This window comes from Caldanaerovirga acetigignens (assembly GCF_900142995.1).
Classification (GTDB): domain Bacteria; phylum Bacillota; class Thermosediminibacteria; order Thermosediminibacterales; family Thermosediminibacteraceae; genus Fervidicola; species Fervidicola acetigignens.
This window is the reverse complement of record NZ_FRCR01000003.1, coordinates 23,964-37,375: the sequence shown is the minus strand read 5'-3', so window position 1 is coordinate 37,375 and position 13,412 is coordinate 23,964. Positions and strand designations below refer to the sequence as shown.

General features: G+C 40.1%; 14 protein-coding genes. 13 read left to right on the top strand and 1 reads right to left on the bottom strand.

Annotated features, from left to right (window positions below; genetic code table 11):
* The first annotated feature begins 14 nt into the window (after nt 1-14).
* From BUB66_RS02885 to BUB66_RS02835, 11 genes are all read left to right on the top strand, one after another.
* Entirely contained in the window at nt 15-1,385 is a 1,371-nt protein-coding gene (locus tag BUB66_RS02885; protein ID WP_073254384.1) for a uroporphyrinogen decarboxylase family protein, read from the top strand.
* Between the two features lie 39 nt (nt 1,386-1,424).
* A complete protein-coding gene (locus tag BUB66_RS02880) occupies nt 1,425-2,645 on the top strand; it encodes a uroporphyrinogen decarboxylase family protein (protein WP_073254381.1) in 1,221 nt (406 codons plus the stop codon).
* Nucleotides 2,646-3,045: 400 nt separating this feature from the next.
* Nucleotides 3,046-3,684 (top strand): GntR family transcriptional regulator, encoded by a 639-nt coding sequence (locus BUB66_RS02870; protein WP_073254373.1) that lies wholly within the window; start codon nt 3,046-3,048, stop codon nt 3,682-3,684.
* A 102-nt stretch (nt 3,685-3,786) separates the two neighbouring features.
* On the top strand, nt 3,787-4,899 hold the full coding sequence (locus tag BUB66_RS02865) for a betaine/proline/choline family ABC transporter ATP-binding protein (protein ID WP_073254370.1): 1,113 nt from the start codon (nt 3,787-3,789) through the stop codon (nt 4,897-4,899).
* A 19-nt stretch (nt 4,900-4,918) separates the two neighbouring features.
* A complete protein-coding gene (locus BUB66_RS12290; protein ID WP_244269730.1) occupies nt 4,919-5,557 on the top strand; it encodes an ABC transporter permease in 639 nt (212 codons plus the stop codon).
* Nucleotides 5,558-5,572: 15 nt separating this feature from the next.
* A complete protein-coding gene (locus tag BUB66_RS12285; protein WP_198409337.1) occupies nt 5,573-6,487 on the top strand; it encodes a glycine betaine ABC transporter substrate-binding protein in 915 nt (304 codons plus the stop codon).
* Between the two features lie 349 nt (nt 6,488-6,836).
* On the top strand, nt 6,837-7,049 hold the full coding sequence (locus tag BUB66_RS02855) for a DUF8180 domain-containing protein (protein ID WP_073254367.1): 213 nt from the start codon (nt 6,837-6,839) through the stop codon (nt 7,047-7,049).
* Between the two features lie 12 nt (nt 7,050-7,061).
* Nucleotides 7,062-7,262 carry a CooT family nickel-binding protein gene (locus BUB66_RS02850; RefSeq protein WP_073254364.1) on the top strand — a complete coding sequence of 67 codons (201 nt, stop codon included), beginning with the start codon at nt 7,062-7,064 and terminating at the stop codon, nt 7,260-7,262.
* Nucleotides 7,252-7,635, top strand: a complete 384-nt coding sequence (locus BUB66_RS11880) for a DUF3842 family protein (RefSeq protein WP_244269729.1) — start codon at nt 7,252-7,254, stop codon at nt 7,633-7,635. The genes BUB66_RS02850 and BUB66_RS11880 overlap by 11 nt, the downstream gene beginning before the upstream one ends.
* A gap of 96 nt (nt 7,636-7,731) precedes the next feature.
* Nucleotides 7,732-8,535, top strand: coding sequence for a carbon-nitrogen family hydrolase (locus BUB66_RS02840; RefSeq protein WP_073254361.1), 804 nt, complete (start codon nt 7,732-7,734; stop codon nt 8,533-8,535).
* 62 nt (nt 8,536-8,597) lie between these two features.
* A complete protein-coding gene (locus BUB66_RS02835; protein WP_198409336.1) occupies nt 8,598-8,894 on the top strand; it encodes a CPF_0552 family protein in 297 nt (98 codons plus the stop codon).
* Here the strand turns inward: BUB66_RS02835 and splB are convergent.
* The gene (splB, locus tag BUB66_RS02830; protein WP_073254355.1) at nt 8,872-9,897 is read right to left on the bottom strand and encodes a spore photoproduct lyase; all 1,026 of its coding nucleotides are present in this window, start codon (nt 9,895-9,897) and stop codon (nt 8,872-8,874) included. The genes BUB66_RS02835 and splB overlap by 23 nt on opposite strands.
* A 190-nt stretch (nt 9,898-10,087) precedes the next feature.
* Here splB and BUB66_RS02825 point away from each other — a divergent pair, with 190 nt between their 5' ends.
* Together BUB66_RS02825 and BUB66_RS02820 are read left to right on the top strand one after the other, a co-directional pair.
* Complete coding sequence (locus BUB66_RS02825) at nt 10,088-11,521, top strand: RtcB family protein (protein ID WP_084098659.1); 1,434 nt, start codon at nt 10,088-10,090, stop codon at nt 11,519-11,521.
* A gap of 90 nt (nt 11,522-11,611) precedes the next feature.
* A complete protein-coding gene (locus tag BUB66_RS02820) occupies nt 11,612-13,339 on the top strand; it encodes a sigma-54 interaction domain-containing protein (RefSeq protein WP_073254351.1) in 1,728 nt (575 codons plus the stop codon).
* Nucleotides 13,340-13,412 lie beyond the last annotated feature (73 nt).

Genomic DNA, 13,412 nt, shown 5'->3' with positions numbered 1-13,412 from the left:
GAGGGGGGCCATTTATGGATGCCAAGAAATTGAGAGATTACCGTGAAAAGCTCTTTAGAGACGTATATTCCGGCGTTATTCCCGATAGATTTCCTGTCAGCGACGGTCTGAGCCCCGAGTTTTTGATTGAATACGCAGGTAAGGACTTTTTGATTACCCAGTACCAGTACACTGCAGAACTCTTGATAGAAATTGGCGAAAAAGCGATGGAGCTCGTTCGAGGCGACAACTTTGCGATGGCTTGGGCGAGGAATCCCATCTCACTTATGTTTCAAAAATCAAAGTCATTTGTGATGAGCAAGACAGGAATGATTCAGCACCCCGAAATATCGGGCTTGGAAGAAGAAGAATACGATGAGTTCATCAAAAATCCCTTCGATTTTATTGTAGAAAAAATCATGCCCCGCTATAACGCCGCCCTGGATGCGGACCCGGTAACAAGATCCATAAATTTTACGAGGATAGTCTTTGCGCAGATGGATCAACAAAGGGCTTTTGACATAGCTAACAATTACCTTATTGAAAAATACGGATTCTTTTCACCTCCACCTGGTACGATGGGGCTTCAGATGATACCCTTTGATTTTCTTGCAGATTTCTGCAGGGGCTTTACAAAGATCGTACTAGATATAAAGCGCTGTCCTGAAAAGGTCCTCGAGGCTGTGGAAGCATTGATGCCTATGGCGATTTGGATGGGAATGACGCCTGAAGTCTCTATATTTGGTGCAAACATGATAATGACGCACATGCCTACATTTTTAAACCAAAAGGACTTTGAAAAATTTTACTGGCCGACCTTTTATAAACTATGTTACATCTGTGCTGAAAGAGGGCAAGCAGTTTGGATATTCTGCGAGGACGATTGGACACGCTATATAGATTATCTCCAGGAATTGCCACCTGGCACGCGCCTGCACATGGAATACGGCGATCCGAAACTATTTAAGGAAAAGTTAGGCAAAAAAATGGTATTGAGCGGTTTTTATCCGATAACATTATTGAAAACCGGGACTAAGCAGCAATGCATAGATAAGGCTAAGGAGCTCATAGATATATTGGCTCCGGGCGGCAACTACATCTTTGGATTTGATAAACACGCAATGAGTATCAACGACATTAACCCTGAGAATTATGTAGCAGTTATGGAATACGTACTGGAAAATGCCAAATATGAAAATCCAGGTCGGCCGGTTACTACCGAAAAGAGAGAAGATGCAGTTAAAAAGTTTTCCCATGAGTATCCTCCCTTTAAGTCCAAATATATTGTCCCATTTGAAGAATTTATAAAGGACTACCCCGTTGTAGATGAAAGAGTTGTTCCATACATGAAAACTGCTTACGAAAAGTATACCGGCATGGTCATACCGTATTTGTTCATCCTATGAATTAAAAATATAAAATTTTATGACAGGAGGTAATTTAGGATGACGAAAGACCCAAAAAAACTTGCTGAAGAAAGACTTGCTCGTTTCGAGGCGGCCATTAACCTTCAGGAACCAGACAGGGTCCCGTGTTCAGGAATAGGCGGAGACATCATACCAAAATATGCGGGAATTACCCAATATGAAATGTGCTACGACTATGAGAAAGCAATGAAAGCATCGGAAAAATTTATGAGGGATTTTCCGTTCGACATGGCCATGGCGGGTACCCCTGGGCTGGATGGAAGGGTATTTTGCCTTGCTTTTATAGAGTTCCCCGATATATCTCCTGCTCTGACCTTAATAACTGGCCCACTGCATGATATATTGGGTGACAAATACTACAGATATCCAGGAAGAGAAATTAGCGAGAACACCTCGCCGCAGTTTATAGGAGGAACTTTCATGGAAGCCGACGAATACGATAAGCTCATAGAAGACCCTGTAAAATTTGTGGCTGAGACTGTCCTTCCGAGGGCTTGCAGGAATCTGGAGACTCCTCGCAAGGCTATGGCTACTTGGGTGCGGTTGGGGATGGAACTTTCAAGAAGTGCCGGGTATGCCTTTCAATTCGGAAAAATAGCCGCTGAACTTGGTTACCCGGCCATACCCATGGGCTGGGGCTATGCGCCTCTTGACATGATTGGAGACTTCTTGAGAGGGGTTGAAAACTTAATATTGGATATACGAAGGTATCCGGATAAAGTTAAAAAAGCTGCTGAAGCGCTGGTTGAACCTTTGATAAACTACTCGTTGTCTTTTAAGGCTATGGGAGCAAAATATGCCATGTTCCCTCTCCACCTCAATGAATACCTTTCGCCCGAACTTTACAAGGAGTTTTACTGGCCGTACCTAAAGGCCATTATACTCAAGCTGTTAGATGAAGGCATTAAATCATGGGTGTTTTTCGAAGGACGTCATGATGCCCATCTAGAAACGATTTTGGAACTGCCTAAAGGATGGGGAATAGCTTATTTTGAAAAAACCGATGTGGTAAAAGCAAAACAACTCCTCAAAGGTCATACCTGCGTGATGGGTGGAATTCCCATAGGACTGCTGGTTGGAGGAACCCCAGATAGTATAAAGGAATACATTAAAAACTTGCTTGAGCAGGTAAAACCCGGAGGAGGCTTCATACTAGCAGCAGGAGTGGCTTCTGCACCGGCAGATACTCCGGTGGAAAACATTAAAGCGGTAATAGAAGCTGTTGAACTGTATGGTTGATTTAGAAAGGCGCTGACAGCAAGTCGGCGCCGATTTTTTTCTTCTAAAATAAACTTTTGAAAAATGATTTTTAAGAATATAATCTATATTCGAGGTGTATATTTTGAAGGCAATCTTTGGAGATGAGGTAAAAAAACAAAATATATTTTATCAAATCGATGGTCGCGTAAAGTTAATCTCAGCAATTACGTACATTCCCATTTTGACTACCATCGGTATATTGGCCCAAAACTTTGAGTGTTTTGCAAGAGAGCTTCTTATAAATAGTTTGGGCCTCCGAGAGAAATTTTCATTGTTTTTTTAACTGAAAATAGTATAATAGTATGGCAGGATTAAAATAAAAACAAGAAGTTTAAAAACAATTATAAATTTTTAAGAAATGAGATGGAGGCACATTTTTATGTCTGAAATTGTAAGGCCGAGATATGAGTATATTGCTTTTGATATTGCTAAAAGAATTGTAGAGGGAGAGTTTAATGAGGATGAGAGATTATACGGTAGGTCAAATCTTGCAGGGCTATACAAAGTTTCACCTGAAACAATACGGCGTGCTATTTCCCTTTTACAAGACATGGGAGTAGTTGTTTCAGAACAAGGTAAAGGGGTAATTGTTAAATCGAAAGAAGCGGCACGAAGATATATAAATCAATTTAATGAAAAAAAAACCTTAGAGGTCTTAAAAAATGAATTGGTTAAAATCGTCGAAGAAAGAAAAAAACTTGATGAAAGGTTGGAAAATATTTTGCTAAAATTTATAGAATACGCTAATAGATTAAAAAATATAAATGACTTTAATCCTGTTGAAATTCGCGTTAATGAGAAAAGCGATGCTGTAGGTAAGACTTTGGCTGAGTTAAGATTTTGGGATGTTACAGGTGCAACCGTAATAGCTATAAAGAGAGGAGAAGACGTAATTATTTCTCCTGGTCCCAATGAGAAAATTAAAGGTGGAGATTATTTAGTTCTTATAGGAAGTAAGGAGGCTTTCAAAAAAAGTATATCTCTAGTCGATAACTATACTGATATTAATTTTCCCTAGCAACAACAATAGTTGCTAGGTTTTTTTGTAATCTCTTTTATTGACACACTGACAACTTTATTATATAATATGGGTTGTCACCTGCAAGGAGGTGTGGGAGTATTGATAAGATTTGAAAATATAGTTAAAACATATGGAGAAACTGAAATACTAAAAGGAATAAATTTAGAAATAAAAGATAACGAATTGGTGGTTTTGATAGGACCGAGTGGTTGTGGGAAAACCACTTCGTTGAAAATGATAAATCGCTTAATTAAACCAACTTCTGGTAAGATATTTATAAACGGCCAAGATATTTCTCAGATAAATCCAATCCAACTTCGCAGGAATATTGGATACGTGATTCAGCAAATTGGTTTACTTCCCCACATGACAGTTGGGCAAAATATAGAATTAGTTCCTTTGCTTAAAAATTGGCCAAAAAAGAAGAGAATTGAAAAAGTAAAGGAATTAATGCATCTTGTAGGAATGCCTCCAGAAGAATATATGAATAGATACCCAAAAGAATTATCCGGTGGACAACAACAGAGGATAGGAGTTGCACGGGCTTTGGCTGCAGATCCACACATCATTTTAATGGATGAACCTTTTAGTGCACTGGACCCTATTACAAGGTCTCAGTTACAAGAAGAACTTTATGAATTGCAGCAAAAGTTGCAAAAAACCATTGTATTTGTAACTCACGATATGGATGAGGCGTTAAAATTAGGTGACAGGATCTGTATAATGAAAGATGGAAAAGTAGTGCAATTTGATACTCCCGAAGAAATATTAAAAAATCCGGCAGATGAATTTGTGGAGAATTTTATAGGAAAAAGACGAATGTGGATACAATCAGAGTATGTTTTAGCAAAAGATATTATGATTACCAATCCAATAAAGGCTCTTCCTTCCAGGACTCTTGCACAAGCAATAGAAATTATGAGTAATAGTGGTGTTGATAGTATTTTAGTGGTAAATAAAGAAAATCAACTTTTAGGCATAGTAACAGTGGAGGATATAAGGGCTAATAAAAACACTGCAAAACGGATAGAAGAGATTTATACTCGAAATGTTTATACAGTTAAACCTGATGATTCAATTTTAGATGTCCTTAAATTGATGGCGCAAAAAAATATAGGTTATGTACCAGTAGTGGATGAAGATAGTTTGCTCCAAGGTTTGATTACGCGAAGTGCCCTGGTAAATTATTTAGGTGCAAATTATGCAGAATAGGAAGGAGGACTTTTAAATAGTGTTGGTAGAGTATATAAATTTTATGAAAGATAGAGCTGACGATATTTTAGTTTTAACAACTCAGCATATTCAATTATCTGTTATGGCTCTGATTATAGCTATAGCTATAGGAGTACCATTAGGTATCTTGATTGCAAAATTTCCTAAAACTTCTTCATTTATCATTGGGTTAGCCAATGCTGTACAGGCAATTCCTAGTTTAGCTTTATTGGGATTTTTAGTGCCTTTTTTAGGTATAGGTTCAACTCCTTCAATAGTTATGATAGTTATGTATACGTTACTACCAATTATAAAAAATACCTATACTGGTCTTGTCAATATAGATAAAGCTATTCTCGAAGCAGGTAAAGGTATGGGAATGACGGAGGTACAATTAATGAGGATGGTACAACTGCCATTAGCTTTACCTGTTATAATGGCAGGTATTCGAATAGCAGCTGTGACAGCCGTTGGATTTACTACTTTAGCAGCGTTGATTGGAGCCGGTGGTTTAGGACAATTGATTTACAGAGGTATATCTATGGTGAATAACCATATGATACTAGCAGGTGCAATACCGGCAATGATTTTGGCGCTTTTGATAGACTATATTTTACTCTTAGTTGAGAAACTAGTGACTCCAAAGGGGATAAAGTAAAGGAGGAGATTTTAAATGAAGAGAATTTTGTTATTCGGTTTGGTTTTTATTTTAACTGTTACTTTCGTGACATCTTGCGGTGTTGGAAATTCTCAAAGGGATGCAAGTGATACTATAGTTGTAGGATCAAAAAATTTCACAGAGCAAATTATCGTAGCTAATATGGTGGCTGACATGATTGAAGCACATACTAATCTAAAAGTAGTACGAAAACTAAACCTTGGCGGTACAAATGTAAACTTTGAAGCGATAAAAAGGGGAGGTGCGAATAACGGAATAGATATTTATGTTGAATATACAGGGACAGGCTTGGTGGACATATTAGGGATGGGACCTACTACTGATCCAGAAAAAGCTTATGAAACAGTGAAGAAAGAATATAAAGACAAATGGAATATAGTATGGTTGAAGCCCTTGGGATTCAATAATACCTATACATTAGCTGTTAAGGATGAATTGGCAAGGCAATATAATTTGAAGACTTTTTCAGATTTAGCTAAAATTAGCGATAAATTTATTCTGGGAGCTTCAATGGAGTTTTTGGAAAGACCTGATGGCTATCCTGGTTTACAAAAAGTGTATGATTTTAAGTTTAAAGATGCAAAATCCATGGATATAGGTATAAGATATACAGCGATAGATAATAACGAAGTCCAGGTTATTGATGCTTTTGCTACTGATGGATTGCTGGTATCTCATAAACTAAAAATACTAGAAGATGATAAACACTTTTTCCCGCCTTATTATGCTGCACCAATTATTAGGCAAGATGTGCTAGACAAACACCCTGAATTAGAGTATGTTCTCAACAAATTGGCAAATAAGATTTCTGATGAAGAAATGCAAAAACTTAATTACAAGGTCGATGGTGAAGGACAAGATCCCGCGAAGGTAGCAAAAGAATTTTTAAAAGAAAAGGGATTAATTTAGCGGCATAAATGCAAAGCTTCCTGAATCCTTGGTCAATCAGGAAGCTTTATTATGTGTGCCCAACAGCGATAACTGGGCGATGGGTCTTGGATAGTTTCATCAAAGGAAGAAAATAGCCTTATTTTATCAAGTTCTTTATTCAATTCGGTATCATCAGATTTGATCATGTATTTACTTTTACGGCGAAAGCAGGTATTACGGGGACTTTAATCACCCTGGCTTTTGCATGGGGATGTATAAAGCTAATTGCTAAGAGTGAGAAATGTACAAGGGAATAATAAGCAAACACTTGAAAAAAATACTTTGTATTTTAAAATAGTACTGAAGGATTTTGAGGAGGGATAAGAAGATGGATTGTGAAAACGAAAAAGAAATAGAAACCTTGCGGGTTTTACTCGCACATTGGATTGAGCACAATCGGTCTCATGAAGAAAACTTCCGCAGTTGGGCAGAAAAGTCAAGAAGGCTCGGCAAAATGGAAGCTTCTGAGATGATTGAAAAAGCGGCTGATGCCTTAAAAACGGCTGGTGAATTTCTATTTGAAGCTAAAAAGTTAATATAGGGAGTGAACACTGTGTGTGAATCGAGGGTGTACCTTTACGAAAAGGGCGAAGAAAAGGAGATAATGGACAATGTGATTTTTATAGAGCCACAGGGTGACAAAATCTTTATGTATAATCTCTTGGGAGAACAAAAAATTCTAGATGCCCAAATAAAAGAAATAAAGCTCCTGGAACATAAGATTATACTGGAAAGCAGGAAAGATGAAAAATGATAATAGCAGTTGTGGATGGGATGGGGGTGGTATAGGTAGCCAAATTGTATCGTTGTTAAGGCAGGATTTGCCTCCTGAACTAAAAATATACGCCTTAGGGACCAATTCAGTCGCAACTTTGAGTATGATGAAAGAAAAAGCTAACAAGGGTGCAACAGGGGAAAACGCAATCCTCTACAATATAAATAAAGTTGATGTGATTGTAGGCTCCTTGGGAATAGTAATCCCGAATTGTATGATGGGAGAGATAACGCCTAAAATCGCGGAAGCCATAGCATCCTGCAGGGCAAAAAAAATCCTGATACCCCTTATAGACAATGAAGATATAACTGTTCTAGGAATAGAAAAAAAAGCCGCTTTTTCTTGCTATTAAGGAGGCTATAGAAAAAAATAAAAGGACTTTTAGAAATGGAAAAATGAGGCCCCATATAAGGGGCTTGTTTTACAATTTTGAAAGGGGATACGAGACATGTTAAAAATTAGTGTACTTCAGATGGATGTGGTTTATGGGGAGCCTGAGGAAAACCGAAAAAAAGTTGAGAAATTGCTTAAAGAAGCTTTAAAGGTAAAGGTGAAACCTGATATCATTTTACTTCCGGAAATGTGGAATACCGGCTATGCTCTGGAAAGGCTCTCGGATATAGCCGACAGGGAAGGAAATCCCACTATAGATTGGATGAAAAAAGTTGCAAAGGAAAACCGCATTAATATAATAGCCGGCTCGATAGCAGACATAAGAGGTGAGGGATCTGATGAGGTTAAAAGGGTTTACAATACGGCTTATGCAATAAATAGAAGCGGAGAGGTAGTGGCGCGCTATGATAAGGTACATAGGTTCAGGTTAATGAATGAAGAAAAATACTTTTCACCGGGAGAAAAGGTGGTAACCTTCGAATTAGACGGAATAAAGTGCGGAATTGCTATATGTTACGATATAAGGTTTCCCGAATTTATAAGGAAAATTGCCCTGCTCGGGGCCCAAATCCTTTTTGTGCCGGCCCAGTGGCCTAAGCCTCGGGAGATGCACTGGAGGCTTCTGAACATTGTGAGGGCCATAGAAAATCAGTTTTTCGTGGTGGGAGCAAACCGGGTAGGGAGGGAAGGCAAAGCAGAATTTCCCGGGTGCTCCATCGTCGTTGACCCCTGGGGTGAAGTGCTGCTGGAAGCCGACGAAAGGGAGGGCGTTTTCGAGGCTGTAATTGACCTGTCGGCGGTAGAACAAGTGAGGAAACGCATACCCATTTTTGAAGATCGAAGGCCCGATGTATATTAATGGCAAATGAGCAAAATATATAAATGCCGGGGAAGGGCTGGGGGATGAAGGGAGGATTTTTGGTGAATTCCAAAACCATAATGGCCATTTTACAGGGGAATAGGAAAGTTTCTGCGCCTAAAGTCCAGGAGGTGCTGACAAAATACGGTGACAACATAAAAATGAGGCTCGGGATTCACGACACCGATGAAAACCATTCTTCCGATGAAGGACTCATTATCCTCCAGCTCTGCGGCTCCGATGAAGAAACAGGGAGACTAGAAATGGAGCTGAATTCCATAGAAGGTGTCAAGGCGAAAAAAATTATCCTTTCATTCAGCGATGAAGTCGAACAGTTTATACAAAATATAGAAGTGTAGCGTCCGGGAAGTATTCCCGGATTTTTAATTCAAAGAATTCCTTGAGTTCCCTCATCTTGTCAGGAGGGTACACGTATTTTCCGTAGCCGAACTGGCCGAATTTGAAAACTCTTTCTTCCTCATCGAGGGGAACCTTGGTTTTTGGAAAAACGGCAAGTATGTTCTTTTTTGCCCTCGCCGTGAACCGGTGGGTTATAAGTTCAAATTCTATTGCTTTTTTTGCACTTTCCGAAAGTCCCAGACTTAATTTTTCAAGCATTTCGCCATAATCGTATTTCCAACCGGGGTAATAAAAAATTGGGCCGATGATAAAGCCTAAGTGATAGTCGGCAAGGGCTACCTTTTTGGCAGCTCGAATTCTTTCTTCCAAGGGCGGGGTATTGTGCTCAAATTTTTTTATTATGTTTTCGGAATTGATGCTAAAACGAAAAGTGGTTTTCCCGCCGTGCTCGGCATCGAGTAGCGAATCTATATTAGTAAATTTTGTCACGAACCGAAAAAAGCCCTTTTCCTGTATAGCGAAAAACTCGATGGTTTTTTTAAGGGCGCCGGTATAAGGTTCTACAGGCAAAGGGTCCGAAGTGGCAGACCCTTCGAAGATGGTGACCTCAGGTGACCTTTCTTCTATATATTTTTTCGCCCGTTCCAGGATTTCGTCCAGGTTCACATAGACCCTTAAGTAAGGCTTTTTACCAAGAGTGGTGTTGAGGTAACAATATTCACATTCACCTATGCAGCTAGTCACGAGCGGCAACTGGTAATGGGCGGAAGGTTTACATGTTTCAAATTCTAAAGTTTTGCGCACACCTACTACCAGGGTCCTTTTGGCTTCCATGTAAGCTTCCTGGGGCGTTTTACCGGGGATGCCCAAAACTTTGTTGTGGGAAGTAGTGAAGTTTACGTCAACACCCATCTCCTGAAGTTTGTAGTAAATATTCCTGCCTAATGGATAATTTAAAGCTTCGCGCTCAAAGTAGGCCCTTTTGGGGATAAAGGGTAACATTTTCATCACCTCTTTATTTATTTTTCCCAAGAAAGGGTTTTAATTGGGATGTCCCGTTGAATAGGAAGGGCTTGAAATGATAGACTTATGATATGAAAACTTGAAACGAAAAATACAATTAGGATGATTAATAAAAAAAGCAATAAGCAAAAATGGTTTATATAATTGATTGATTGGAGCGTGAAGTTCGATGAAGGAAAAATTAAAACTTGTATCGACAAATTGCTATTCTTTTACTAATAGCGAAACGAACGTTGAAATCAACGTATACCTCAACCCCAGGCTGTTTCAGGATTTTGTGGAAGATGAGGCCATAAACCAGCTTTACAATGCGTCGCTACTTCCCGGAGTGGTAAGCCCGGTTATAGGGATGCCAGACATCCACACCGGGTTTGGGCTTCCTATTGGAGGCGTAATGGCTACCGATTACGAAAAGGGCGTGGTTTCGGCAGGGGCCGTCGGGATGGACATTAATTGCGGCGTAAGGCTTATTACTACAAAGATTGATGCCAACGAAATTGATAAGGAGAAAATATCAAAAATATTAAACAAAATTTCTTCTCGGGTACCTTCGGGAGTTGGCAAATCTAGTGCTCTTAAGTCTTTGCGAAAGCCGGATTTAGATGCAATTGCAAACCTGGGTGTGGAGTATTTTCTTAGGGCGGGTTACGGCAGGAAGGAAGATCTTGAAAGGATAGAGGATAAGGGTTGCATAAAAGGGGCAGATGCGGGGGCTATACCTAAGTCGGCCCGCGAAAGAGCTGACCAGCTTGCAACCATCGGCGGCGGGAATCACTTCATAGAAATCGGAAGGGTTTCAAAGGTTTTCGACGAGGAACTATCGTCGCGTTTCGGACTTTTTAAAAATATGATGTATGTGCTAATTCACACCGGCAGCCGAGGACTAGGACACCAGATTTGCACCGATTACTCGAGGATTATGTGGGAACATTCGGAGAAAAACGGAACCAGGGCACCGGTGAAGGGCCTTGCCTGCGCGCCGGTTTTTTCGGAAGATGGTCAGAACTACCTGAAAGCAATGGCATGCGCTGCCAATTATGCTTTCTGCAACCGCCAACTCATAACCCATTTCGTGCGGGAGGCATTTGTGGAAATCTTGAAAAGGCCCGAATCGGAACTTGGTCTGGACCTTCTTTACGATGTGGCCCATAATATTGCGAAAAAAGAAAAGCACGGCAAAAAATGGCTCCTGGTCCACCGTAAAGGAGCCACCAGGGCGCTTCCCGCTGGGCACGCTGATAATCCTACTTGTTACCGCGATACAGGCCATCCGGCCATAATTCCGGGCAGTATGGGCACAGCTTCCTACGTGCTTGTCGGCCTTTCTGAAATATATCGAACGTTCTGTTCGGTAAATCACGGGGCTGGCAGGGTTATGTCCCGGCGAAGAGCGAAAAGCGAATTTACAAAAGAGGAGCTTCTCGAGCAGACCAAAAACGTGGTAATAGCGTCAAGCAATCTGAAAGCCCTGCTCGATGAAGCCCCCCTGGCCTATAAGGACATCGACGAAGTGGTATTTACATTGGTTGATGCAGGACTTACAAAGCCCGTGGTGAAATTAAAACCGATGGGGGTTTTAAAAGGAGAGGGCGAAGAATCATAAGAATTTGCCGCTTTAAAATATAACTAATTTTGTACGACTATTATGTGTTATAATAAAAATATAAAAAATACTTTTTTCGGGTGTGATTTTATGAAAGAGACTGTCAGGGCGTTATTGAACAAAAAAATAATAAAAACGGCAGATTGCGAAGCTTCAAGGTATATGGGCGACAATTCAATATATTGCGATTATATAATTGAAACAAAAAACGGCAGAGCAGGAAAAATCTATGATGCAAAAAAATGCCGGGTTATAGAAGATTTTGTGGTTGTCAGAGAAGAAGAAATTGTAAATCTGGAAAATTATAATGGTGAAACATTTCTCGCAGTAAATGAAAAGGGCGAAATCGTAGGAGTTATATCAATAAGAGAAATAATTTCTTTCATGAACGAATATATAAAGAACCTGAGAAATGAACTAGATATGGTAAAAACTGACTTAGAAGCATTTATGGCGTGTTCTGATGACCTTGCCTGCATTACCGATGGTTCAGGGTCAAAGGTGAGGATAAGTTCATCGTGCGAGAAGATATATGGAGTAAAGCCCGAAAGCCTGATAGGCAAAAACGTAAAAGACCTCGAGAAAAATGGGATGTATTTTCCATCGGCAACGAGGATGGTTATTGAAGAAAAAAAGCCTGTGACGATAACGCAAAAGACCAAAACAGGTCGGAAGCTGCTTGTCATGGCAACGCCGGTTTTTGACGAAAACGGCAGGATAAAAAGGGTAGTGAGCATATCAAAAGATATTACCGACGAGGAAAAACTCAAAGCAGAACTTTATCATACCAAAGAACTTCTGCAAAAATACGAGAGGGAATTGATTGCCCTGAGAACGGCCAATACCGCTAACTCCCACATAATTTACAGGAGCAGGGCAATGGAAAAATTGATGGAGACGGTAAACAAAATAGCCATGGTGGAATCTACGGTCTTAATATATGGGGAAACGGGTGTAGGAAAGGAAGTTTTAGCAAAATACATCCACAATATAAGCGGAAGGAGCGAAAGACCATTTGTAAAAATAAATTGCGGTGCAATTCCTGAAAACCTTCTTGAAGCAGAGCTTTTCGGATATGAAAAAGGGGCATTTACTGGAGCAAGAAGCGAAGGTAAGCCTGGACTTTTCGAAGTAGCGGATGGAGGGACGCTGCTGCTCGACGAGATCAGCGAGCTTCCCCTGCCGCTGCAGGTTAAGTTATTGAGGGTCTTGCAGGAAAAAGAATTTATTAGGGTTGGTGGAATTAAGACGATCAAGGTAGATGTGAGGATAATCGCTGCTTCAAACAAAGACTTAAAGGAACTGGTAAAAGAGGGAAAATTCCGGCAAGACCTCTATTACAGGCTCAATGTGGTCCCGATTACAATACCGCCGTTGAGGGAAAGGACCGAGGATATACCCATTCTTGCTCATCATTTCCTGAACAAATACAATGAAAAATACGGCCGTTCAAAGCAATTGACCAACGAAGTAATAGAAGCATTCTTGAAATATTCTTGGCCGGGTAACGTGCGCGAGCTAGAGCACGTTATCGAAAGGCTGGTCGTTATTTCGGAAGAAAATTTGATTACAAAAAAGGACCTCCCTTCCGAATTGTTAAACGGTGAGGGCACTTATGATTCTGAAGGCGTCTATGTAGCAGAAATCATGCCTTTGAAGAAAGCAAGTGCCCTTGTAGAATATCAATTGATAAAGCGCGCGATGGAAATTGGGGGAAGCACCTATAAAGCTGCAGAAATGTTAGGGGTGGATCAGTCCACGATAATAAGGAAGCTCAAAAAGTATGAGGCGCTGATGGATGCAGAGGATATGAGGTAATGCAGTTTTGCATCGGATATTCTTAGAATTGCATACGGAAACTCGATTTGCCATTTAATGTAAAAAGCCTGGA

What these genes read in the sequence shown, in the direction of transcription:
- BUB66_RS02820 (WP_073254351.1), top strand. Translation starts at nt 11,612, where the DNA reads ATGAAAGAGACTGTCAGGGCGTTATTGAACAAAAAAATAATAAAAACG.
- BUB66_RS12285 (WP_198409337.1), top strand. Translation starts at nt 5,573, where the DNA reads ATGAAGAGAATTTTGTTATTCGGTTTGGTTTTTATTTTAACTGTTACT.
- BUB66_RS11880 (WP_244269729.1), top strand. Translation starts at nt 7,252, where the DNA reads ATGAAAAATGATAATAGCAGTTGTGGATGGGATGGGGGTGGTATAGGT.
- BUB66_RS02880 (WP_073254381.1), top strand. Translation starts at nt 1,425, where the DNA reads ATGACGAAAGACCCAAAAAAACTTGCTGAAGAAAGACTTGCTCGTTTC.
- BUB66_RS02855 (WP_073254367.1), top strand. Translation starts at nt 6,837, where the DNA reads ATGGATTGTGAAAACGAAAAAGAAATAGAAACCTTGCGGGTTTTACTC.
- BUB66_RS02825 (WP_084098659.1), top strand. Translation starts at nt 10,088, where the DNA reads ATGAAGGAAAAATTAAAACTTGTATCGACAAATTGCTATTCTTTTACT.
- BUB66_RS02885 (WP_073254384.1), top strand. Translation starts at nt 15, where the DNA reads ATGGATGCCAAGAAATTGAGAGATTACCGTGAAAAGCTCTTTAGAGAC.
- BUB66_RS02840 (WP_073254361.1), top strand. Translation starts at nt 7,732, where the DNA reads ATGTTAAAAATTAGTGTACTTCAGATGGATGTGGTTTATGGGGAGCCT.
- splB (WP_073254355.1), bottom strand. Translation starts at nt 9,897, where the DNA reads ATGTTACCCTTTATCCCCAAAAGGGCCTACTTTGAGCGCGAAGCTTTA.
- BUB66_RS02870 (WP_073254373.1), top strand. Translation starts at nt 3,046, where the DNA reads ATGTCTGAAATTGTAAGGCCGAGATATGAGTATATTGCTTTTGATATT.